The following is a 20,020-nucleotide window of genomic DNA, read 5'->3' on the forward strand; positions in this document are numbered from 1 at the left end:
CTCCAGGGTCATAGGGCCGACAGGTTACGGCAGGATGGCCGGAAACGCTACTCGGCCGCGGTTTTCGCCGGCTCCACGGCAGGCATGCCGGCGACGCGGGTCCGGGTGCGGAGGGTGACGAACTCCTCGGCGGCCGTCGGATGAATGCCGATGGTCCGGTCGAAATCCTGCTTGGTCGCGCCCATCACTACCGCGATGCCGATGCCCTGCATGATCTCGGCCGCGTCCTCGCCCAGCATATGGGCGCCGACGACCTTCTGGGTCTTCTGGTCGACGACCAGTTTCATCAGGGTCTTGCGGCCCTCGCGCTTGCTGATGGTGTGGCGCATCGGCGTGAACTTGCTGACATAGACGTCCACCGGCCCGCGCTTCGCGGCCTCCTCCTCGGAAAGTCCCACCGTGCCGATGGGCGGCGAGGTGAAGATGGCCGTCGGCACGTTCTCGTAGCTCGCCTTGCGGGGATTCTTGCCGAAGAGCGTGTCGGCCAGGGCATGCCCTACCGCCGTCGCCATCGGGGTAAGGTTGATCCGGTCGATCACGTCGCCGATGGCATAGATGTGCGGCACGTTGGTCGCGTGCTCGTCATCCACCGGGATGGCGCCATTCGGCTTCACGGTGACGCCGGCCTTCTCCAGGCCGAGGCCCCGGGTATTGGGATCGCGGCCAGTGCAGAAGAAGACGGCGTCCACCTCGCGCATGAAGTTGTTGGTGAGGGTGAGCATCAGCCCCCCATCGACCTTGGTGATGCGCGTCGGCGCGCAGCCGGAGCTCATGACGATGCCCTGGGCCGTCATGGCCTCGGTCACCGCGAGGCGGACATCGCCATCGAAGCCGCGCAGGGGTTGCTCGGCGCGGAAGAAGACCTCGACCTCGGCGCCCAGCCCGCGCAGGAGGCAGGCGAATTCCAAAGCGATGTAGCCCGAGCCGATGACGGCGATCTTCTTGGGCAGCTCCGGCAGGGTGAAGAGGCCGTCCGAAATCATGCCCAGCTCGGCGCCGGGAATGTCGAGCCGCGTGGCGCTTCCGCCCGTGGCGATCACGATGCGCTCCGCCGTCACGACCTTGTCGCCGACCTGCAGCGTGTGGTCGTCGAGGAAGGTCGCGCGCGCGTCGAAGCTGGTGACGCCGGCGCCGGCCAGCATGCGGCCATAGATGCCGGAGAGCCGCGCCACTTCGGCATCGCGGGCGGTGGCGAGCTTCTTCCAGTCGTGGCCGTGATTCTCGATGTTCCAGCCGAAGGCCGCGGCGTCTTGCGCCCATTGGCCGTATTCGGCGGCGTTCACCATGATCTTCTTCGGCACGCAGCCCACGTTCACGCAGGTGCCGCCCCAGAAGCGCTCCTCGGCCACGCCCACGCGGGCGCCGTGGCCCGCGGAAATCCGGGCGAGGCGGACGCCGCCGGAACCGCCGCCGATGACGAAGAGGTCGAAATCGTAGGTCATGATGCGCCTCGAATGAACCCTGCCAATATGAGGCGCGGCGGCCGCTTTGCGACCGCCGCGTCACTCGCCGCAAGCGGGGGAGGCGCGCCCGGGGCCGATGGCTCGGACCTTGAAGGCGCGCTGCCCGGCGGGATCAGCTCCCGATGCCGCCGAGCGCCAGGTACTTCACCTCGAGATAGTCCTCGATGCCGTACTTGCTGCCCTCGCGGCCCAGGCCCGACTGCTTCACGCCGCCGAAGGGTGCCACCTCGGTGGAGATGATGCCCTCGTTGATGCCGATGATGCCGGCCTCGATCGCCTCGGCCACGCGGAAGATGCGGCCGACGTCGCGGGCGTAGAAATACGCCGCCAGGCCGAACTCGCTGTCGTTCGCCAGGGCCACGCCCTCCTCCTCCGTCTTGAACTTGAAGAGCGGGGCGACGGGGCCGAAGGTCTCCTCGCGGAAGATCAGCGCGTCGTGCGGCACGTTGGTCAGGATGGTCGGCTGGAAGAAGTTGCCGCCCTTCTCGTGGCGCTTGCCGCCGCTCAGCACCTTCGCGCCATGCTTGGTGGCGTCGGCAATGTGCTCCTCCACCTTCAGCACGGCGTCGGCATTGATGAGCGGGCCCTGGGTCACGCCCGGCTCCATGCCGTTGCCGACCTTCAGCGCCTCGACGGCCGCCTTCAGCTTGGCGGCGAAGGCGTCGTAGACGCCTTCCTGCACCAGCACGCGGTTGGCGCAGACGCAGGTCTGTCCGGTGTTGCGGTACTTGCTGGCCATGACGCCCTGGACGGCCGCATCGAGGTCGGCGTCGTCGAAGACCAGGAAGGGCGCGTTGCCGCCGAGCTCCATGCTCGTCTTCTTGATCGTCGGCGCGCATTGCGCGAGCAGCACGCGGCCCACCTCGGTCGAGCCCGTGAAGGTCAGCTTGCGCACGATGGGGTTGGAGGTCAGCTCCGCGCCCGTCTCGCCGGCCGGGCCGGTGATGACGTTGCAGACGCCGGCCGGCATGCCCGCGCGCTCGGCGAGGACGGCCAGCGCCAAGGCCGAGAAGGGCGTCTGGCTGGCGGGGCGGATGACGCCCGTGCAGCCCGCGGCCCAGCCGGGGCCGGCTTTGCGGGTGATCATGGCGGCCGGGAAGTTCCAGGGGGTGATGGCGGCGAAGACGCCGATCGGCTCCTTCATCACCAGCACGCGGCGGCCGGCGGCATTCTGCGGGATCACGTCGCCATAGACGCGCTTCCCTTCCTCGGCGAACCACTCGATGAAGCTGGCGGCATAGGCCACCTCGCCCTTGGCCTCGGCGAGCGGCTTGCCCTGCTCGGCCGTCATGATGGCCGCGAGGTCGTCCGTGTTGGCGAGCATCAGGTCGAAGAGCTTGCGCAGGATGGTCGCGCGCTCCTTGGCCAGCATCTTGCGCCAGGCCGGCAGGGCGGCATTGGCGGCCTCGATGGCGCGGCGCGTCTCGGCCTTGCCCATGGCTGGCACGTTGCCGACGACCTCGCCCGTCGCGGGATTGCGCACCGCGAAGGTTTTTCCCGAGTCCGCCTGGACCCACTGGCCGCCGATGCAATTCGCCTGCCGCAGCAGGTCGGGATCCTTGAGCGCGAGCTTGGAGATTGAATCGAGCATGGGGGGTTCCTCCGTCTTTCGAGCCGAGGATAAGCCGCTCCGCGCCAATTGTCAGCGCCGGGAGGGCGAGCTTAGCCTTCGCGGGCATATGGGGAAGGAAACGAGCATGGCACGCCGGATCATCGATATTTCCGTGGCGCTCAAGTCAGGCATCGCGAGCGACCCGCCGCGGATGCTGCCGGAGATCAACTACATCGACCACAAGATGAGCGCGCCGGCCATGGCCGAATACATGGGCGTGTCGGTCCGGGCCCTGCCCGAGGGCGAGTACGCGGCGGTCGAGCAGGTGAACATCAGCACGCATAACGGCACGCATCTGGACGCGCCCTATCATTTCTTCTCGCGCATGAACGAGCGAACGGTGCCGGGCGGCGAGCCCTCCTGGCGGATCGACGAGGTGCCGCTGGACTGGTGCTTTCAGCCGGGCGTGAAGCTGGACTTTCGGGACAGACCTGACGGCTACGTCTGCACGCCCGAGGATGTGCGGCAGGAGCTGGCGCGCATCGGCCACACGCTGCAACCGCTGGAGATCGTGGTGGTGAATACCGCCGCCGGCGCCCGCTACGGCCAGGACGACTATATCGACACGGGCTGCGGCATGGGCAAGGCGGCAACGCTGTGGATGCTGGAGCAGGGCGTGCGCCTAGTCGGCACCGACGCCTGGTCCTGGGACGCGCCCTTCTCGCACACGAAGAAGCGCGTGGCCGAGACGGGCGACGCCGCGCTGATCTGGGAGGGCCACCGGGCCGGGCGCGAGATCGGCTACTGCCACCTGGAGAAGCTGGCCAACCTCGACCAGCTGCCCGCCACCGGCTTCACCGTGGCCTGCTTCCCGGTGAAGGTGCATCGCGGCAGCGCGGGATGGACCCGCGCCGTCGCGATCCTCGGCGACTGAGCTACTCGACCGTCACGCTCTTCGCCAGGTTCCGGGGCTGATCCACGTCCGTGCCCTTGAGAACGGCCACGTGATAGGCGAGCAGCTGCACGGGAATGGCGTAGAGGATCGGCTGCGCGAAGGGGTCGATCTCCGGCAGCACGATCACCCTCTCGGCGAAGCGCTCCAGGCTCGGCGCGCCCGCTGCATCCGTGAAGGCCATGATCCGCCCGCCGCGGGCAGAGGCCTCCTGCAGGTTGGACAGCGTCTTCTCGTAGAGCGGCCCCGAGGGGCAGATCGCGATCACCGGCACCTGGCTGTCGATCAGCGCGATCGGCCCGTGCTTCATCTCGCCCGCCGCATAGCCCTCGGCGTGGATGTAGCTGATCTCCTTCAGCTTCAGCGCCCCCTCCATCGCGATCGGGAACAGCGCGCCGCGGCCCAGGAACAGCACGTCCCGCGCCTTCGCCACCTCGGCCGCCAGCGCGTGGATCTCGGCGTCCCGCTCCAGCACCTCGGCCGCCTTGTGGGGGATTTCCAGCAGCGCCTTGGTCAGCCGCCCCTCGTCCATCGTCGTCAGCTCGCGCCGCCTGCGGCCGAGGCCGATCGCGAGGCAGGCCAGCACCGACAGCTGCGCGGTGAAGGCCTTCGTCGAGGCCACGCCAATCTCGGGGCCGGCCACCGTCAGCACCGTGGCGTCGCTCTCGCGCGCCATGCTGCTCTCGGGGACGTTCACGACGGCCAGCACGCTCTGGCCCTTCTCGCGCAGCAGCTTGAGCGCGGCCATGGTGTCCGCCGTCTCGCCGGACTGGCTGACCAGGATCGCCGCCCCGCCCTCCGGCAGCGGCGGGTCGCGGTAGCGCAGCTCGCTCGCCACATCGGCATCCACCGGGATGCGCGCCAGCTGCTCGATCCAGTAGCGCCCCACCTGGCCCGCGAGGAAGGCGCTGCCGCAGGCGGTGACGGTCAGGCGGGGCACCTTCGCGGGGTCGAAGGGCAGCCGCGGCATCCGCACCTCCAGCGTGCGCGGGTCGAGATACTGCCGGAGCGTGTCGCCAATCACGGCGGGGTGCTCGTGCAGCTCCTTCTCCATGAAGTGGCGGTAGTTGCCCTTGCCCGTCGCCGCGCCGGAGACGGCCGTGGTCCGCACCTGCCGCTCGACGGGATTGTCCTGGATGTCGAAGAAGCGCGCGCCGTCCTGGTCGAGCACCGCCCAGTCGCCCTCCTCCAGATAGGCGATGCGCCGCGTCAGCGGGGCCAGGGCCAGCGCGTCCGAGCCCACGAACATCTCGCCCTCGCCGAAGCCGATGGCCAGCGGAGCGCCCTGGCGGGCGGCGATCAGCATCCGGTGCTCGCCCGCGAACATCATCGCCACCGCGAAGGCGCCGTGCACGCGCTTGAGCGCGGCCGCCGCGGCCTGCTCGGGCGTGGCGCCGCCGGCCAGCAGGTCGTCGAGCAGGCGGCAGAAGGTCTCCGTGTCGGTCTCGGTCTCGAAGACCTGGCCCTTCTGCTCGAGCTCGGCGCGGAGCTCGGCGTAGTTCTCGAAGATGCCGTTATGGACGATGGCGACGCGCGCGGTCGCATGCGGATGCGCGTTGCGCTCCACCGGCGCGCCGTGGGTCGCCCAGCGCGTGTGGCCGATGCCGGTGGTGCCCGGCAGCGGCGAGGCCTCCAGCACGGCGGCGAGATTGCCGAGCTTGCCCTCCGCGCGGCGCCGCTCGACATGGCCCTCCACCAGCGTCGCGATGCCCGCGCTGTCGTAGCCGCGGTATTCCAGCCGCTTGAGCGCGTCGAGAAGACGGGGCGCGGCGGCCTCGACGCCCACCACTCCGACAATTCCGCACATGCTAGAGCCTTTTCCGTTCGCAAGGGCTCACTGCAAAGCCTCTAGCTGATTGGTTGAAGAGCATGATTCACGCTTCCGGCGATTCCACCTGCAGCGATCATGCCCTAGGTCTTCCCCTTCGCGCCACGTCCGGGCTTGTTCGCCTGCCGGCCCCGCGCGATGGCCAGCGCGTCGTCCGGCACGTCCTCTGTGATCACCGAGCCCGCCGCAGTGACCGCCCTTGCGCCCACGCGCACCGGCGCCACCAGCGCCGTGTCGCTGCCGATGAAGGCGCCCGCGCCGATCTCCGTGCGGTGCTTGTTCACCCCGTCATAGTTGCAGGTGATGGTCCCGGCGCCGATATTCGCCCCCGCGCCGACCGTCACGTCGCCGAGATAGGTCAGGTGGTTCGCCTTGGCCCCCGCGCCGAGATGCGCGGCCTTCAGCTCCACGAAGTTGCCCACATGCGCGCCCTCGCCCACATCGGCGCCGGGCCGCAGCCGCGCATAGGGGCCGATGATCGCGCCGCGGCGCACCACGCATTGCTCCAGATGGCTGAAGGCGCGGATGGCGACATCGTCCTCCACCGTCACGCCGGGCGCGAAGACCACATGCGGGTCCACCACCACGTCCTGCCCCAGCTTCGTGTCGAAGCTCAGCGTGACGCTCTCCGGCTGGACCAGCGTGGCGCCGCCGAGCATGGCCGCCGCGCGCAGGCGCGACTGCACCTCCGCCTCGGCGGCGGCGAGCTCGACGCGGCTGTTGATGCCGCGCAGCTCGGCCTCCGGCGCCTCGACGGCGACGGCCCGGCGGCCTTCCGCATGGGCGGCGGCAACCACGTCCGTGAGGTAGAACTCGCTTTGCCGGTTGTCGTTCCGCAGCCCCGCCAGCCAGCGGGACAGGTCGGCCCAGGCGGCGCAGACCACCCCGGCATTGCACAGCCCGATGGCGCGCTCGGCCTCGCTCGCATCGGCCCATTCCACGATTCGCTCGACCGCGCCCGAGCCGCCCTGCACCACCCGGCCGTACTTCGCCGGATCGGCCGGGCGCATCGCCAGCAGGGCCAGGCCCGCGCTGGCCCGCCCCTGCACCAGCCGCTCCAGCGTCGCCGTGGTGATCAGCGGGTTGTCGCCGTAGAGCACAGCCACGTCGCCGGAGAATCCGTCCAGCAGCGGCGCCGCCATGCGCGCGGCATGGCCCGTGCCCAGCCGCTCGGCCTGCACGACCGTCGCATGCGGGGCCACGGCCTTCTCCAGCTCCGGCATGCCCGGCCCGACGACCACGATCACCCGGTCGAAGACCGGCTCGCCGGCGGCGATCAGGTGGCGGATCATGGGGCGGCCGGCGATGCGGTGCATCACCTTCGGCATCGCTGACTTCATGCGGGTGCCCTGTCCCGCCGCGAGAATGATGGCCGTGCGCATCCTCATGGCCTAGCCGCCCCTATGGCCGCACCGCAACCCTTGCCTGCCTGACGCTTTCTTGCGGGGCGTTTCCGCTCCGGCTACGCCCGCCGCCATGCCCCTCGCGATCTTCGACCTCGACGGCACGCTGGTGGACAGCGCGCCCGACCTCCACGCCTCGCTGAACCGGTTGATGGGCCGGTACGGCCTCGCCCCCTTCCTCCTGCCGGAAGTCAAGAAGATGATCGGCGACGGCGCGCGGGCCCTGGTCGAGAAGGCCTTCGCCGCCCGGGGCGAGGCCGTCGGCGAGGAGGCGGTGAGGCACTTCCTGGCCGATTACGAGCCGAACAGCGCCGTCCTCACCCGCCCCTATCCGGGTATGGTCGAGGCGCTGGAAACCTTCGGCAAGGAGGGCTGGCAGCGCGCCATCTGCACCAACAAGCCGATCGCCGCGACCTGGGTGATGCTGGATGCGCTCCGCCTCGGCGGCTATTTCGAGCTGGTTCTGGGCGGCGACAGCCTGCCCGTGAAGAAGCCCGATCCCGGCCATGTCCTGGGGGTGCTGGAGAAGCTCGGCGTGGACCCGCTCGATGCGACGATGGTCGGCGACCATCAGAACGACATCCGCGCGGCCGCGGGCGCCAGGGTACGAAGCGTCTTCGCGGCCTGGGGCTACGGCGACGGCACGGGCGCGGACCTCGCCTGCGCGACACCCGCCGAGCTGCCGGACCTGCTCATCGCGGCTTTTGGCGCGCCTTAGGGTCCGCCGCGCGAGACCTGGCTCAGCACCACCTGGATGGTGCCCCACCAGCGGCTCGCCAGCTCCATCCGGAGGGGGAGCACCGGCGCATCGGGCTGCACGGGCGGGCCGAAATGCACGATGCTCCGCATGGGGCGCGCATCCTCCGGCCGCTCCAGCGGCACCCCGGCCAGCATCCGGCTCTCGATCACGCAGCTCGGCAGGCCACCGCCGGTGGGCTGGCGCACGGCCTCGGTGCTGACGTCCAGCTGGGTGAGGCGCCTCCCGTCGAAGACCCTCGCCCGCCCGTCGCAGCGCCCGGTCTCGCGCACCTGGCGCGAGAGCTGCAGCATGGCCGAGAGCGCGTCCAGCGTTCCAGGCAGCGCCTCGGGCGGGATGGGCGTGCGTTCCATGTCCTGCACGGGCTCGAGCGTCACGCTTCGCGGTGTGCCGGCGCCGTAATCGATGGCAATGCGCCGGGCGCTACCCCGCCAGTTGCCGCTGCTGCGATGGAGCCGCGGCGTCGGGGTCGAGCCGCGCCAGACGCCCTCGCTGCGCGAGACCTGCTCGCCCCGGAAGAAGAGAGTGGCAAGCCCGCGCGGCCGCGTCCGTGTCTCGATGACATAGGGCGCCCCGGCTCCGCCGATGTCGACATCCACCCGGGCCTCCATCACCGTCACGCCGGCGACGGTGAAGACGTAGCTCGCCTGCCATGGCGCCGCCGCCGCGGGGAAGCCGAGAAGGACGAAGCCCAGGGTGATGCGCCGCAGCATGTGACCGCATAGGTGGGGGCGCCGGCGAGGCGAGACAACCGTCTTGACACCCCGCCCCATCCGCCGCAAAGGGAGCGCCTCCAGGGGCGCGTAGCTCAGCGGTAGAGCACTGCCTTCACACGGCAGGGGTCACAGGTTCAATCCCTGTCGCGCCCACCACGTCGCCCCTACCTTTCGCTTGACCGCGCCGCCCGAACCAGCGGCACCAGCGACAGCAGGATCGCCGAAACCAGGATGCCGGCCGTCACCAGCCCCGCCGGCATGGTGCGCGCGGCCGCGGTAACGCTGGCCGGGCCGAGCCGAAGGGTGACACTGGCCTTCATCTCCTCGGGATGGGTGATCTCCGCGGGCGGCGTCGTGGCGGGAAGTTCGGGGTCCATGCTCTGCCTCTCGATGGATGGCGCGGCAGCATAGCCTCCCGCAACGCCGCGGGCCCGCCCGCGTTGGCCGGGCATGGCCCTTCCCGACGCCCCCCTCCGCCTCTCCCTCGATGTCCTGGCCGCGGCCGAGGCGGCGGCGCGACGCGCCGGGATCTCGCCGCAGCAATGGATCGAGCGGCTGGTGCTGCGCGAGGCCGGCGGGCCGGAGCCGACCTCCGCGCCGCAGGAGGTCGGACCCGAGGACGAGGTGCGTGGCGGCCCGGAAGCCACCGAAAAGCCCGCTCACCAGACCGACGACTGACCGGCCGCCCGGGATCGGAGCAACCCACATTTCGCGGCGGCGTTGATGCTTCATGCGAATGCATGAAGGAGTAAGCAAGATGATGAAGCGCCACATGCCCGCCTTCGCTTTGGCCGCCGCGCTGCTTGCGGCGCCGGCCGCCGGCTTTGCGCAGGGCTCCAGTTCCGACACGCCTCGGCCCCCGGGCTCCGATCCAAGCGCCGCGGTGAGCCGCTCGGTCGGCCAGCCCACCGCGCCCCCGGGCAGCACGGGCAATCCGACCGGCAGCCCGCTGGACCGGTCGCCCACCCCGGGCGCCAGCGCCTCGGGCAATGCGGCCAACCCCGGCCGCCCCTCAGTCAGCGACCCGGCGGCGCGCTCCACCAGACCGGGCATGCCCTCGCCCGGCGCGCCCTCGGCCCCCGGGTCGAACACGAACTGATATGGGAAGACCTGGCCCGCGATCGCCTCAAGGGGTCGCAGGACAGGTCGTCGGGAGGACGCATTCCGCCCGACAGTGAACGCCGGCGAGGACGCCCCTCGCCGGCGTTCATCGATTCAGCGCGGCAGGGTGAGCGCGAAGCGGAGCGCGACCGGCTCGGGGCTGGGTACCGGCCAGCAAGGGCGGACACGGGCAGCCGGCCGCTCCGGGGGCGCGCCCCCGTCCTGACAGGGCATCGCAGGAAGAAGCGGTCATGAACCCCGCTTCACCGCTGCGGATCATGGGAATGGCGGTGCCCGGCGACCCTCACGAGATGCAGGTGCCCGAGGCGAACGCCGCGCTGCGTGACCAGGCTGTCGCCGAAGGCGCGCACCTCCGACAGCCTCCCCTTGAGCACCGCCACCTCCAGGCATTCCTCCCGGTCGAGATGCACGTGCATCGTCGCCACCGAAAGGTCGTGGTGGTGATGCTGCGCACTGGTCAGCCGCCGGGCGAGGTCCCGCGTCCCATGCTCGTAGACGTAGCTAAGCGCGGCCACGCAGGGCGCATCGCCGTCGCCCGCCGCCGCCTCGCGCGCCTGGGTCTCGCGCAGGATATCGCGGATCGCCTCGGACCGGCTGGCATAGCCGCGGCGGGCGCAGAGCCCATCGACCAGGCCGAGCAGTTCCTCGTCGACGCTGATGGTGATGCGCTGCATGAACGGCTCCGTCCTCGGGGCGCGATCTTCGCGCCGATTCGCGGTAAACCGGAAGCCTCAGCCGCCCAGGGCCGCGAGTTCCCGCTCCAGCTCCCCGATCTCCTTGCGCGTCTGGCGGAGGTAGGCGTCGCGCTGCGCAATCTCGGCCTCGGTCTTCAGCTTCCAGCCATAGGCGTTGGTGATGTCCTGCCGCTTCTTGCGGATCAGCTCGGCGAGATCCACCCGGCGCCGGGCGACCTCGGGCGGCGCGGAAGGCTCCGGCTCGGATGCGGCGGGCAGCGGGGGGCCGGTCGCCGGGGATGGAGGGGGCGGCCCGGGCATCGCGCAGGCAGGCGGCTCCGGCGCCGGCCAGAGGGATCCGGACGCCGCCAACCCCTCGAAGAGCCGGATCAGCACCGACCAACGGAGCGCCTCGAGCCGCGCCGCGGCGCGGTGGCGCGCCACCCCGGGGGCTGACCCGCCGCGAAGGCTCCAGCCGCCGGCGCCGAATCGGCCGGCCGCGCCCCGGAACGCCTCCGCCGCACCGGGGCCATAGGCCAGCTCCAGAAATGCCTCCACGTCGCGCGGGCCTGGCCGGTGCAGCAGGGACCGCCGCTGCCGGCGCCAGGCCCACATCACCTCCCGGGCCGCCAGCCGCGCGGAGAGCCGGCGCATCGCCCGGCGGCTGAAGGCCTCGGCGAACCAGTCCCAACCCCAGGCCAGGTGGTAGAGGAGGCGGCAGCCGACCTCGTGCAGCGTGTCCCGCGCGAGGGGCAGGCGCAGCAGGAGCCAGGCGGGACCGGCCAGGACCAGCGTCCCTCCGGGCCGGAGCACGAGGTCCAGCATCGGCCCCCGATGGGTCACCGCCGACCAGCATCCCCAGAGGAAGGCGGCCAGCACGAGCGCGTCGAGCGCGAGCCTCAGCAGGAAACGGAGCTTGCCCGCCAGCTTGCGCGCCGAGGGCGCGGCGCGCAGTGGGGGGCCGGCCGCCAGCGCCGGTCGGTGCGCATGCAGCAGCGAGCGCGAGCTCTCCAGCAGTTGCCGGACATCCACCCGCCGTTCCGCCAGCCCGCTCCGCTCCAGCTGCGCCACGAGCTCCCGAAGCTCGGCCGTCGCGCGGTCCTCGGCCCGCCTGCCCAGCACCTGGCCCTCCATGGAGCCCCTTTGGCCCCGTCCATCGACGAGGCGCCATCCTGGGAGGATCTGGTGAAGGCCGTGTTAAGCCGGCTCCCTCGGCCAGGCCCGGCAGCGGCGAATCGGGGCGGCGGCGGATCCGGGCAGCGATCAGACCCGGGCAGGCGCCGTCCTCGCCGCCTCGGGCTTGGCTTCCGCGACGGTGTAGTATTGCAGCAGGTCGAAGCGGACGACATAGGCGAGGAAGCCGCCCGGAAAGCCCGTCCTCGCCTCGTTGTAGGCCCGCGCCGCCTCGTTGAAGGCGCGCGCCGATCTGCCGATCCGGCCCTGGAGGTCCGAGAGCTCGGCCTGGAGCCGCCCAAGGCCGGGATCCACACTGAGGTCCGGGTCCTGCTCCACCGCCTCGAAGGCGCGGCCGATCGCCGCGCTCAGCTCCGCTTCGGCCTTGCCGATCGCCGGCGGTTCCTGCTCCGCCGCGGCATGGCGGCGGGCGTTCGTCAGCCCGTCCAGCGACTTTTTCTCGCGCGCGGTGCGCCCCGGCACGGCAGCGACGAGACGGGAAACGAGCTCGTGCCGCCGCCGGAGCGGTTCGTCGAGATCAGCCCAGGCCTGCACCGCCGCCTGCTGCAGCGCGACCAGCCGGCCCCGGACGAACACAGCCCAGATCAGCAGCAGCAGGACGACCGCCGGTATCACCCACTCCATGATACGCCCGCCATTCGTTGCAGGGTCGAGATCAGCACGGAATCCTGCGGTGGAATAGGACCGGGACGATCCGCGCTTGCGCGGGCGGGACCGATGGCCTAAACGCCGCCGACCCACGGCAGGAGCCATCGCGCCTGCCGCATCCCCGAAAGCCCGCGCCATGAAGCCCGACACGCATCCCGCCTATCACGACCTGAACGTCATCATGACCGACGGCACGACCTTCACGACCCGCACCGCGGGCGGCAAGCCGGGCGAGACGCTGCGCCTCGACATCGATCCGAAGAGCCACCCGGCCTGGACCGGCGTGCAGCGCATCATGGACACGGGCGGCCAGGTGGCGAAGTTCAACAAGAAGTTCGCCGGCATCGGCATGCGCAAGGGCTGATCCAGCCCTCCTGCTGCTGGAAAGAACCGCCTGGCCAGTGGCTTAGGCGGTTTTTTCGTTTTCGCGCGGAGCCCCTTGAACGGCGCTTTCGCGCGTCATATCTCGGATCCGTCGAGGCGCCCTTGCGGGCCTCGACGCGGATCCGAGGCGCTGTCGCCCGCATGGGGACGGAGCCGATCGGGACGCTTCAACAGGACCTTGCTCCGGAAGGAGGTTCGCGTATGAACGCCATTGATTTCTCTCCCCTGTTCCGCACCGCCATCGGCTTCGACCGCGTTGCCCGCCTGCTCGACGGCGTGCGCAACCAGGCCGAGACCCAGGCCTATCCCCCGTTCAACATCGAAGCGACCGGCGATGACAGCTACGTGCTGACCATGGCCGTGGCCGGCTTTGGCCCCGAGGACATCGAGCTCGTCGTCCGCGACGACCAGCTCTCGATCAGCGGCAAGGCGCCGCAGTCCGCCGAGGGCCAGGAGCGCCGCTACGTCCACCGCGGCATCGCCGGGCGCGCCTTCGAGCGCCGCTTCGTGCTCGCCGACCACCTCGTGGTCCAGGGCGCGCGGATGGAGAACGGCCTGCTGCATGTCGCGCTGAAGCGCGAGGTGCCGGAGGCGCTGAAGCCCCGCCGGATCGAAATCCAGGCCGCGGCGCCGCGCCAGCCCGCGATCGAGCAGGTCGCCCAGGCGGCTTGAGCTGGTCCTTGCCGAGAGGCGGGCCTGAACGGGAGGGCCGGCGGGCGACCGCCGGCCCTTTCCTTATGCGTCGCGCTCAGGAAGGGCGCCTGAAGAAAGCATCCGCCGCCGCCCGCTGGCCCGACCGCGCGGCGATCGCCGCCTCGGCGCGGGCGATCTCCGCCTGGAGATCGGCGATATAGGCCCTCAGCTCCGTCTCGGCCCAATCTTGCAGGGCGGCCGGGGCGAAGCGCTGGGCCGGCTTCGGCCGCGGTTCCTCATCGAACACCGTTTTTCCTCCCCATCCTCACAGGGCTTGGCCCGGGCCGGCCCTGCCACTATAGGGCTTGCGACAGAAGAGCCGCCCCTTGGGGGTGCGCCCATCCGCGCAGCCCCCTCACCCATGGAAGCACCGTCATGGCCCTCCCGCCCCTGATGCCCAAGGCCACCGCCGTCTGGCTCATCGAGAAGACCTCGCTCTCCTTCGAGCAGATCGCTGATTTCGTCCAGATGCACCCGCTGGAAGTCCAGGCCATCGCGGATGGCGAGGTGGCGCAGGGCATCATTGGCTATGATCCCGTCGCGAATGGCCAGGTGACGCGCGAGGACATCGCCCGGGCGGAGGCGAATGGCAGCGCGCGGCTGACGCTGGCGGCCAACGCCATCCCGGCGGCCAAGGGGCGCGGCAAGGGCGGGAAGTACACGCCGGTCGCCAAGCGCAACGACCGGCCGGACGGCATCGCCTGGCTGCTGCGCAACCACCCGGAGCTCACCGAGGCGCAGATCGGCAAGCTGGTCGGCACCACGAAGGAGACCATCCAGAAGGTGCGCGACCGCACCCACTGGAACAGCGCGAACATCAAGCCGCGCGATCCCGTGATCCTGGGCCTGTGCAGCCAGGGCGCGCTGAACGCGGCCGTGACGGCCGCGCAGGAACGACTTCGTGCGGAGGGCATCGCGATCCCGACGCCGCATCCCACGCCCTTCGAGTCCGAGTGATCCTGGGGGCCTCCGCGCGGCTGGAGTGATTTCGTCCGCCGCGGGCACTCCAGCCGCCCTGTCTTTTCAAGGCACTTTCCCGGCAGCCGATGGTCCGGCCCAGCCTCAAAAATGCTCCTTTGCGCGACGCGTGGCCTGATCTCCGGCGCCTTGCGCCTCCGTCACGCCCTAATGAGCGCGGCGCAGCTTCTCCATTTCTTCCTTGAGATGCAGTTTTTCCCGTTTCAGTCGGGTGATCGCCTCATGGTCGGGACGCGGACGGTTGCCTTCGGCGGCAATCCGCGTCTCGAGATCTGCGTGGCGGGATTCCAGGGCTCTCACCCTCGGGGCGTGCATCATGCAGCGTCTTCCTCTGCTTCGCGATGGCCCTGACAGTTACGCCAGGGGCGTCGCCTGTTCATGCGGCTGTTGCGACCACATCCAGGCATGCTATCCCCTTGGCGCCGGGCAGGCGAGTGAATTCGTTGCCCTCGAATGAATCTGCCCTGGGGATACGGCGGGACTGATGCTGGAAGACCGAGAGGCCATGCTGCGCCGCCTGCACGAGCTGCGCAGCGAACACCGCGACCTCGACACCGTCATCGCGCGCCTCGAGAGCGGCTTCGGGGACCAGCTGCAGATGCAGCGGCTGAAGAAGCGCAAGCTGAAGCTGAAGGACGAGGTCTCGTGGCTCGAGGGGCAGCTCGTCCCTGACATCATTGCCTGAAGCGGGTCCTGGAATGCCTCAGAACGACGTGTCGCCCTCCCCTCTGCATCCATTGGTCGGCATCATCATGGGCAGCCGTTCCGACTGGGAGACGATGCGCCATGCCGACGAGGTGCTGACGGCGCTGGGCATCGCGCATGAATGCCGTGTCGTCTCCGCGCATCGCACGCCGGAGCGGCTCTTCGACTACGCGCGCGAAGCCCGTGGGCGCGGGCTGAAGGTGATCGTCGCCGGCGCCGGCGGCGCGGCGCACCTGCCCGGCATGGCCGCGAGCATGACGCCGTTGCCCGTCCTCGGCGTGCCGGTGGAGAGCCACGCGCTCAAGGGCATGGATTCGCTGCTGTCCATCGCGCAGATGCCCGGGGGCGTGCCGGTCGGGACGCTGGCCATCGGGAAGGCGGGCGCGATCAACGCGGCGCTGCTGGCGGCCGCCATCCTGGCGCTCTCCGATCCCGCGCTGGCGGAGCGGCTCGACGCCTGGCGCGCCCGGCAGACCGAGAGCGTCCCGCATGACCCGGCCTGAACCCGTGCCCGCCTCCCTCCCTGCCCCCGTACCCGCCCCTTTGGCGCCCGGCTCTACCATCGGCATCCTCGGCGGCGGGCAGCTCGGCCGGATGAGCGCCATGGCGGCGGCGCGGCTGGGCTATCGCTGCCACGTCTTCTCGCCCGAGCCCGACTCGCCGGGCATGCAGGTGGCCGCCGCCCATACGCTGGCGGCCTATGACGATGCCGAAGCGCTGAACCGCTTCGCCGGATCGGTGGACGTCGTCACCTTCGAGTTCGAGAACGTCCCGGTCGCGACGCTGCGGGCGCTGGAGGGCCGGGTGCCCTGCCGCCCCGGGACGAAGGCGCTGTCGATCTGCCAGGATCGCGTTGCGGAGAAGCGCTTCCTCGCCGAGGCCGGCGTGCCGGTCGCTCCCTGGCGCGAGGTCGCCAGCGAATCGGAGCTGGAAGCGGCCATCGCCGAGATCGGCCTGCCCGCCGTGCTGAAGACCACGCGGCTCGGCTATGACGGCCGCGGCCAAGCGGTGCTGCGACGGGCGGAGGACGCTGCGCCCGCCTTCGCGCGCCTCGCGCCCCGGCCGCTGATCCTGGAGGCCTTCGTCCCCTTCTCCGCCGAGATCTCCGGCATCGCCGCGCGCGGGCTGGACGGCGCGGTCGCGACCTACGATGCCATCGAGAACCGGCACCGGCATCATATCCTCGACCTTTCCTTCGCTCCGGCCCGCCTGCCCGAGGCCGCTGCCGGGGCCGCGCGGAGCCATGTCGCGCGGGTGGCCGCCGCCCTGGAACTCGTGGGCGTGGTGGCGCTGGAGATGTTCCTGCTCCCGGACGGCAGCCTGCTGGGCAACGAGATCGCGCCTCGCCCCCACAATTCAGGCCACTGGACCATGGACGCCTGCCTGTGCGGGCAGTTCGAGCAGCATGTCCGCGCCGTTGCCGGCCTGCCGCTCGGCAGTCCCGCGCGCCACGCGGACGCCGTCATGCGCAACCTCGTGGGCCCTGAGGGCCTCGCCGCCTGGCCCGGGATGGTGGCGCGCGAGGATGTGGTCGCGCATTGGTACGGCAAGGTGGAGGCGCGGCCGGGCCGCAAGCTCGGCCACGCGAACCGCCTGCTGCCGCTGAACGCCCTTGGCGCGCTGGACGACGTGGCCGCGCAGTCGTTCTAGCCCCTGTGGCTGAAAGGCCAGGGCATCTGTGGCCGTTTCGCCACAGGCCCTAGGAAATGCTCCACAAGGTGATGCAATCGGCCGACCTTGTTGTTAGGTTGCGTCCACGCAGCGCAGAATCGTTCCCGTCGGGTCCACTGTGCAGCGACCGAACAAACGAATTGTATTCAAGGAGAACGAGGATGAGCCTCAAGAAGGCCCTTCTGGCCGCGACCGTTCTGTCGCTGCCCGTGGCCGCCCAGGCGCAGCCGATCACCGGCCTCTACATTGGCGGTGGCGTCGGCGCGAACTACCGCGAGGACGGCGGCGCGACCGTGTCCGTCGGCCGCACCACTGTCGGCGTCGGCACGGGCAGCGTTCGCACCAACTGGGGCTACACGGCGCTCGGCAGCATCGGCTGGGGCTTCGGCAACGGCCTGCGCGTTGAGCTCGAAGGCAACTACCGCAACAACGCCGTTCGGCGCGTCGGCGGGGCCTCCACCAGCGGCGGCACCATCCACCAGTACGGCGCGATGGCGAACGCTCTGTTCGATTTCAACTTCCTGAACCTGAACGCCGGCGGCGTGGGCATCGTCCCCTATGTCGGCGCCGGTGTGGGTTACGGCTGGAACGACTGGCGTAACGTGAACGGCCGCAGCGGTTCCACGCAGGTCCGCACCGACGACCGTGACGGCCAGTTCGCCTACCAGGGCATCGCCGGCGTGGCCTTCGGCCTCGACGCCATGGTCCCCGGCCTGGCACTGACCGCCGAGTACCGCTTCTACGGCACGCTCGACCCCGAGCTGGGCACGGCCATCCGGGTGAACGGCGCCACCGTCGCGGCCGGCACCTACAAGCCGACCAACTACAACCACTCGATCCTGGCCGGCGTGCGCTACGCCTTCAACGCGCCGCGTCCGGCTCCCGTGGTGGCCGCGCCCGTCGCCGCCGCTCCGGCTCCGGCCCGCACCTACCTGGTCTTCTTCGACTGGGATCGCGCGGACCTGACCGATCGCGCCCGCCAGATCATCGCTGAGGCGGCCACCAACGCCCGTGCCGTGTCCGCGACGCGCATCGAGGTCTCCGGTCACGCCGACCGCACCGGCACGGCGCAGTACAACCAGCGGCTGTCGGTGCGTCGTGCCGAGGCGGTCGCCGCCGAGCTCGTCCGCCGCGGCATCGCCCGCAACGAGATCACGATCCAGGGCTTCGGCTTCGATCGTCCGCTCGTTCCGACGGCCATGGGCGTCCGCGAGCCGCAGAACCGCCGCGTCGAGATCGTCCTGCGCTAAGCAGGCTTTTCCAACGCAGGAATTGGGAAGGGGCGCCGAAAGGCGCCCCTTTTCGCGTTCGGCCTTTTTCCTAACCAACCTGTGGTAAATTTGCACTCATCTTTAAAACTCTGCGCGCGGATGCTGCAACGCGAAGCATTTCATGCATACGGTAATACCAACACTGCGTTCACGACGCGGGTATCGAAGGCAGACCGGTGAAGACCGGCAGGAGAAACAGATGAAGTTCGCTAAGCTCGTCGTCGCGACCAGCCTCATGGCGGTGCCAGCCTTGGCTCAGGCCCAGCCGATCACGGGCCTCTATATCGGCGTCGGCGCCGGCGCCAGCTTCCCCGAGGAAGGTAGGTTCCTCTCCAACCGGAGCCTCGCCGCGGGCGCGCGGGCCGTGGGTTTCCCCACGACCGGTTCGGGCGCTTTCGAGACCGGCTTCGTCGGCGTCGGCTCGATCGGCTGGGGCTTCGGCTTTGGCCTCCGCGCCGAGCTCGAAGGTCAGTTCCGGATGCACACCCCGCAGGGCCGCGGGTCGGTGAACGGCTCGGGCACCTCGTACAACTACGGCGTCATGGGCAACGTGCTGTATGACATCGCGCTGCCCTTCGCCCCCTGGGTGACGCCCTATGTCGGCGCCGGCGTGGGCTATACCTGGATCAACGCGGACAACACGGCGGCCATCAGCCCCGCCCGTGGCGCCGGCCTGGTCACGAACGACACGCAGGGCTCCTTCTCCTACCAGGCGATCGCAGGCCTTGCCTTCCCGGTCTCCGCGGTTCCGGGCCTCGCGGTCACGATGGAGTACCGCTACTTCCACGCCGAGGCGGCGTATTTCGACTCGCGTGCCTTCGCGACGAACAACGGCAGCACCTTTGCCTCCGGCGCGGTCAAGACCGACTTCACCGCTCACTCCGCCATGGCCGGCCTGCGCTACGCCTTCAACACGCCACGCCCGGCTCCCGTGGTGGCCGCGCCCGTCGCCGCCGCCCCGGCTCCGGCCCGCACCTACCTGGTCTTCTTCGACTGGGACCGCGCGGACCTGACCGATCGCGCCCGCCAGATCATCGCTGAGGCGGCCACCAACGCCCGCGCCGTGTCCGCGACGCGCATCGAGGTCTCCGGTCACGCCGACCGCACCGGCACGGCGCAGTACAACCAGCGCCTGTCGGTGCGCCGTGCCGAGGCGGTCGCTGCCGAGCTCGTCCGCCGCGGCATCGCCCGCAACGAGATCACGATCCAGGGCTTCGGCTTCGATCGTCCGCTCGTTCCGACGGCCATGGGCGTGCGCGAGCCGCAGAACCGCCGCGTCGAGATCGTCCTGCGCTAAGCAGGGCGCTCCCATCGCAGAAATGGAAAAGGGCGCCGAAAGGCGCCCTTTTCTGATTCGACACCCGCTCACGAAAAAGGGCGCCTCTCGGCGCCCTCTCCGTTCTCCGCCGTGGCGGCCAGGTTCAGCGCGTGGCCGAGGCGGGCGTGGCTCCCGAGGCCGTGCGGCGCGGCTGGGACGCGGCCGGCTGCTGGCGCTGATTGCGCGTCTGGGTCGTCGCTGCGCGCCCCGGACGCTCCGGGCAGGGCTGCGTGCTGATCGCCTGCGGGACCTCGCGCGCCACCGAGAGCTGCGAAAGCTCCACCGGCGTGGCCGCCGCCGTGGCCTGCTGGAAGAGCCCGCTCTGCTCGCGGCAGAAGAACGAGCCGCGCGAGATGCCCACCTGCGACTGGCCGTTCGCGAGGTTGGTGATGTACTGGTCCAGCTGGCGCTGATGCTGCGAGCCCGCCGTCCGCCGGAAATGGCCGGCGACGTTGCGGAAGGCCGTCGCGAGCTCACGCTGATGGCGCGTCACGAAGGTGTTGTAGTCATCCTGCTGGCCGCAGGTGAGCGCCACGACCATCAGCTGGCTCTGCAGCGCACGGATGTCGAAGGCCGTCTTTTCCGCAGGCTGAAGGCAGGCGCTGCTTTGCGCGAAGGCGATGCTGGGCGTCAGCATGACGGCGGCCAGGCCACACATGAGCTTACGTGAAGGCGTCATTCCGCCCATACT

General features: G+C 70.4%; 24 protein-coding genes and 1 tRNA gene. 13 read left to right on the forward strand and 12 right to left on the reverse strand.

Translation table 11 applies throughout. The annotated features are described in order from the left end of the window. Positions 1–47: 47 nt before the first annotated feature. Both gorA and EJV46_RS00265 read right to left on the reverse strand, forming a co-directional pair. Positions 48–1,442 carry a glutathione-disulfide reductase gene (gene gorA, locus EJV46_RS00260; RefSeq protein ID WP_131546588.1) on the reverse strand — a complete coding sequence of 465 codons (1,395 nt, stop codon included), beginning with the start codon at positions 1,440–1,442 and terminating at the stop codon, positions 48–50. A 133-nt stretch (positions 1,443–1,575) separates the two neighbouring features. Further along, positions 1,576–3,054: an NAD-dependent succinate-semialdehyde dehydrogenase gene (locus EJV46_RS00265; protein ID WP_131546589.1), complete on the reverse strand. Its 1,479-nt coding sequence runs from the start codon at positions 3,052–3,054 to the stop codon at positions 1,576–1,578. Positions 3,055–3,160: 106 nt separating this feature from the next. On the opposite strand from EJV46_RS00265, the gene EJV46_RS00270 reads away from it, so the two are divergent. Then, positions 3,161–3,949: a cyclase family protein gene (locus EJV46_RS00270; protein ID WP_131546590.1), complete on the forward strand. Its 789-nt coding sequence runs from the start codon at positions 3,161–3,163 to the stop codon at positions 3,947–3,949. Between the two features lies 1 nt (position 3,950). Here EJV46_RS00270 and glmS read toward each other — a convergent pair whose 3' ends face one another. Both glmS and glmU read right to left on the reverse strand, forming a co-directional pair. Further along, positions 3,951–5,774: a glutamine--fructose-6-phosphate transaminase (isomerizing) gene (gene glmS / locus EJV46_RS00275; protein WP_131546591.1), complete on the reverse strand. Its 1,824-nt coding sequence runs from the start codon at positions 5,772–5,774 to the stop codon at positions 3,951–3,953. A gap of 104 nt (positions 5,775–5,878) precedes the next feature. After that, complete coding sequence (gene glmU / locus EJV46_RS00280; RefSeq protein ID WP_206020666.1) at positions 5,879–7,177, reverse strand: bifunctional UDP-N-acetylglucosamine diphosphorylase/glucosamine-1-phosphate N-acetyltransferase GlmU; 1,299 nt, start codon at positions 7,175–7,177, stop codon at positions 5,879–5,881. A 94-nt stretch (positions 7,178–7,271) separates the two neighbouring features. Here glmU and EJV46_RS00285 point away from each other — a divergent pair, with 94 nt between their 5' ends. Next, a complete protein-coding gene (locus EJV46_RS00285) occupies positions 7,272–7,916 on the forward strand; it encodes an HAD-IA family hydrolase (protein ID WP_131546593.1) in 645 nt (214 codons plus the stop codon). On the opposite strand, the gene EJV46_RS00290 is transcribed toward EJV46_RS00285, so the two are convergent. Continuing rightward, entirely contained in the window at positions 7,913–8,668 is a 756-nt protein-coding gene (locus EJV46_RS00290) for a DUF3108 domain-containing protein (protein WP_165585244.1), read from the reverse strand. The genes EJV46_RS00285 and EJV46_RS00290 overlap by 4 nt on opposite strands. A gap of 84 nt (positions 8,669–8,752) precedes the next feature. On the opposite strand from EJV46_RS00290, the gene EJV46_RS00295 reads away from it, so the two are divergent. Continuing rightward, a tRNA-Val gene (locus EJV46_RS00295) sits at positions 8,753–8,827 on the forward strand. An 8-nt stretch (positions 8,828–8,835) separates the two neighbouring features. Here the strand turns inward: EJV46_RS00295 and EJV46_RS00300 are convergent. Further along, entirely contained in the window at positions 8,836–9,048 is a 213-nt protein-coding gene (locus EJV46_RS00300; RefSeq protein WP_131546595.1) for a hypothetical protein, read from the reverse strand. Positions 9,049–9,121: 73 nt separating this feature from the next. Here EJV46_RS00300 and EJV46_RS00305 point away from each other — a divergent pair, with 73 nt between their 5' ends. Continuing rightward, positions 9,122–9,349, forward strand: coding sequence for a hypothetical protein (locus EJV46_RS00305; protein ID WP_131546596.1), 228 nt, complete (start codon positions 9,122–9,124; stop codon positions 9,347–9,349). 79 nt (positions 9,350–9,428) lie between these two features. Then, positions 9,429–9,770 (forward strand): hypothetical protein, encoded by a 342-nt coding sequence (locus tag EJV46_RS00310; RefSeq protein ID WP_131546597.1) that lies wholly within the window; start codon positions 9,429–9,431, stop codon positions 9,768–9,770. A 265-nt stretch (positions 9,771–10,035) separates the two neighbouring features. Here EJV46_RS00310 and nikR read toward each other — a convergent pair whose 3' ends face one another. The 3 genes from nikR to EJV46_RS00325 all read right to left on the reverse strand — a co-directional run bounded on the left by nikR (position 10,036) and on the right by EJV46_RS00325 (position 12,285). Next, positions 10,036–10,467, reverse strand: coding sequence for a nickel-responsive transcriptional regulator NikR (gene nikR, locus EJV46_RS00315; RefSeq protein ID WP_131546598.1), 432 nt, complete (start codon positions 10,465–10,467; stop codon positions 10,036–10,038). A gap of 57 nt (positions 10,468–10,524) precedes the next feature. Further along, entirely contained in the window at positions 10,525–11,589 is a 1,065-nt protein-coding gene (locus EJV46_RS00320; protein ID WP_131546599.1) for a hypothetical protein, read from the reverse strand. Positions 11,590–11,730: 141 nt separating this feature from the next. Beyond that, on the reverse strand, positions 11,731–12,285 hold the full coding sequence (locus EJV46_RS00325) for a LemA family protein (protein WP_165585245.1): 555 nt from the start codon (positions 12,283–12,285) through the stop codon (positions 11,731–11,733). A gap of 160 nt (positions 12,286–12,445) precedes the next feature. Between EJV46_RS00325 and rpmE the strand changes: the two genes are divergently transcribed. Together rpmE and EJV46_RS00335 are read left to right on the forward strand one after the other, a co-directional pair. Further along, on the forward strand, positions 12,446–12,673 hold the full coding sequence (rpmE, locus tag EJV46_RS00330; protein ID WP_131546601.1) for a 50S ribosomal protein L31: 228 nt from the start codon (positions 12,446–12,448) through the stop codon (positions 12,671–12,673). 221 nt (positions 12,674–12,894) lie between these two features. Continuing rightward, positions 12,895–13,365, forward strand: coding sequence for an Hsp20 family protein (locus EJV46_RS00335; RefSeq protein WP_131546602.1), 471 nt, complete (start codon positions 12,895–12,897; stop codon positions 13,363–13,365). 76 nt (positions 13,366–13,441) lie between these two features. Here the strand turns inward: EJV46_RS00335 and EJV46_RS00340 are convergent, their stop codons facing one another. Beyond that, entirely contained in the window at positions 13,442–13,633 is a 192-nt protein-coding gene (locus EJV46_RS00340; protein WP_131546603.1) for a DUF1192 family protein, read from the reverse strand. A gap of 128 nt (positions 13,634–13,761) precedes the next feature. Here EJV46_RS00340 and EJV46_RS00345 point away from each other — a divergent pair, with 128 nt between their 5' ends. Continuing rightward, positions 13,762–14,343: a DUF1013 domain-containing protein gene (locus tag EJV46_RS00345; protein ID WP_131546604.1), complete on the forward strand. Its 582-nt coding sequence runs from the start codon at positions 13,762–13,764 to the stop codon at positions 14,341–14,343. 168 nt (positions 14,344–14,511) lie between these two features. Here the strand turns inward: EJV46_RS00345 and EJV46_RS00350 are convergent, their stop codons facing one another. Further along, complete coding sequence (locus tag EJV46_RS00350; protein WP_131546605.1) at positions 14,512–14,682, reverse strand: YdcH family protein; 171 nt, start codon at positions 14,680–14,682, stop codon at positions 14,512–14,514. Positions 14,683–14,848: 166 nt separating this feature from the next. Between EJV46_RS00350 and EJV46_RS00355 the strand changes: the two genes are divergently transcribed. From EJV46_RS00355 to EJV46_RS00375, 5 genes are all read left to right on the forward strand, one after another. Next, on the forward strand, positions 14,849–15,049 hold the full coding sequence (locus tag EJV46_RS00355) for a YdcH family protein (protein WP_131546606.1): 201 nt from the start codon (positions 14,849–14,851) through the stop codon (positions 15,047–15,049). Positions 15,050–15,062: 13 nt separating this feature from the next. After that, positions 15,063–15,572 (forward strand): 5-(carboxyamino)imidazole ribonucleotide mutase, encoded by a 510-nt coding sequence (purE, locus tag EJV46_RS00360; protein ID WP_131546607.1) that lies wholly within the window; start codon positions 15,063–15,065, stop codon positions 15,570–15,572. Then, on the forward strand, positions 15,559–16,719 hold the full coding sequence (locus tag EJV46_RS00365; RefSeq protein WP_131546608.1) for a 5-(carboxyamino)imidazole ribonucleotide synthase: 1,161 nt from the start codon (positions 15,559–15,561) through the stop codon (positions 16,717–16,719). Before purE ends, EJV46_RS00365 begins: the two co-directional genes overlap by 14 nt. 182 nt (positions 16,720–16,901) lie before the next feature. Beyond that, positions 16,902–17,990: an OmpA family protein gene (locus tag EJV46_RS00370; protein WP_131546609.1), complete on the forward strand. Its 1,089-nt coding sequence runs from the start codon at positions 16,902–16,904 to the stop codon at positions 17,988–17,990. A 220-nt stretch (positions 17,991–18,210) separates the two neighbouring features. Beyond that, positions 18,211–19,308 (forward strand): OmpA family protein, encoded by a 1,098-nt coding sequence (locus EJV46_RS00375; RefSeq protein WP_131546610.1) that lies wholly within the window; start codon positions 18,211–18,213, stop codon positions 19,306–19,308. 124 nt (positions 19,309–19,432) lie between these two features. On the opposite strand, the gene EJV46_RS00380 is transcribed toward EJV46_RS00375, so the two are convergent. After that, the gene (locus tag EJV46_RS00380) at positions 19,433–20,008 is read right to left on the reverse strand and encodes a hypothetical protein (protein WP_131546611.1); all 576 of its coding nucleotides are present in this window, start codon (positions 20,006–20,008) and stop codon (positions 19,433–19,435) included. Positions 20,009–20,020: the final 12 nt, after the last annotated feature.

This window comes from Roseococcus sp. SYP-B2431, from assembly GCF_004336745.1.
In the GTDB taxonomy this organism is placed as follows: domain Bacteria; phylum Pseudomonadota; class Alphaproteobacteria; order Acetobacterales; family Acetobacteraceae; genus Roseococcus.

What these genes read in the sequence shown, in the direction of transcription:
- gorA (WP_131546588.1), bottom strand. Translation starts at nt 1,442, where the DNA reads ATGACCTACGATTTCGACCTCTTCGTCATCGGCGGCGGTTCCGGCGGC.
- EJV46_RS00265 (WP_131546589.1), bottom strand. Translation starts at nt 3,054, where the DNA reads ATGCTCGATTCAATCTCCAAGCTCGCGCTCAAGGATCCCGACCTGCTG.
- EJV46_RS00270 (WP_131546590.1), top strand. Translation starts at nt 3,161, where the DNA reads ATGGCACGCCGGATCATCGATATTTCCGTGGCGCTCAAGTCAGGCATC.
- glmS (WP_131546591.1), bottom strand. Translation starts at nt 5,774, where the DNA reads ATGTGCGGAATTGTCGGAGTGGTGGGCGTCGAGGCCGCCGCGCCCCGT.
- glmU (WP_206020666.1), bottom strand. Translation starts at nt 7,177, where the DNA reads ATGCGCACGGCCATCATTCTCGCGGCGGGACAGGGCACCCGCATGAAG.
- EJV46_RS00285 (WP_131546593.1), top strand. Translation starts at nt 7,272, where the DNA reads ATGCCCCTCGCGATCTTCGACCTCGACGGCACGCTGGTGGACAGCGCG.
- EJV46_RS00290 (WP_165585244.1), bottom strand. Translation starts at nt 8,668, where the DNA reads ATGCTGCGGCGCATCACCCTGGGCTTCGTCCTTCTCGGCTTCCCCGCG.
- EJV46_RS00300 (WP_131546595.1), bottom strand. Translation starts at nt 9,048, where the DNA reads ATGGACCCCGAACTTCCCGCCACGACGCCGCCCGCGGAGATCACCCAT.
- EJV46_RS00305 (WP_131546596.1), top strand. Translation starts at nt 9,122, where the DNA reads ATGGCCCTTCCCGACGCCCCCCTCCGCCTCTCCCTCGATGTCCTGGCC.
- EJV46_RS00310 (WP_131546597.1), top strand. Translation starts at nt 9,429, where the DNA reads ATGATGAAGCGCCACATGCCCGCCTTCGCTTTGGCCGCCGCGCTGCTT.
- nikR (WP_131546598.1), bottom strand. Translation starts at nt 10,467, where the DNA reads ATGCAGCGCATCACCATCAGCGTCGACGAGGAACTGCTCGGCCTGGTC.
- EJV46_RS00325 (WP_165585245.1), bottom strand. Translation starts at nt 12,285, where the DNA reads ATGGAGTGGGTGATACCGGCGGTCGTCCTGCTGCTGCTGATCTGGGCT.
- rpmE (WP_131546601.1), top strand. Translation starts at nt 12,446, where the DNA reads ATGAAGCCCGACACGCATCCCGCCTATCACGACCTGAACGTCATCATG.
- EJV46_RS00335 (WP_131546602.1), top strand. Translation starts at nt 12,895, where the DNA reads ATGAACGCCATTGATTTCTCTCCCCTGTTCCGCACCGCCATCGGCTTC.
- EJV46_RS00345 (WP_131546604.1), top strand. Translation starts at nt 13,762, where the DNA reads ATGGCCCTCCCGCCCCTGATGCCCAAGGCCACCGCCGTCTGGCTCATC.
- EJV46_RS00350 (WP_131546605.1), bottom strand. Translation starts at nt 14,682, where the DNA reads ATGATGCACGCCCCGAGGGTGAGAGCCCTGGAATCCCGCCACGCAGAT.
- EJV46_RS00355 (WP_131546606.1), top strand. Translation starts at nt 14,849, where the DNA reads ATGCTGGAAGACCGAGAGGCCATGCTGCGCCGCCTGCACGAGCTGCGC.
- purE (WP_131546607.1), top strand. Translation starts at nt 15,063, where the DNA reads ATGCCTCAGAACGACGTGTCGCCCTCCCCTCTGCATCCATTGGTCGGC.
- EJV46_RS00365 (WP_131546608.1), top strand. Translation starts at nt 15,559, where the DNA reads ATGACCCGGCCTGAACCCGTGCCCGCCTCCCTCCCTGCCCCCGTACCC.
- EJV46_RS00370 (WP_131546609.1), top strand. Translation starts at nt 16,902, where the DNA reads ATGAGCCTCAAGAAGGCCCTTCTGGCCGCGACCGTTCTGTCGCTGCCC.
- EJV46_RS00375 (WP_131546610.1), top strand. Translation starts at nt 18,211, where the DNA reads ATGAAGTTCGCTAAGCTCGTCGTCGCGACCAGCCTCATGGCGGTGCCA.
- EJV46_RS00380 (WP_131546611.1), bottom strand. Translation starts at nt 20,008, where the DNA reads ATGACGCCTTCACGTAAGCTCATGTGTGGCCTGGCCGCCGTCATGCTG.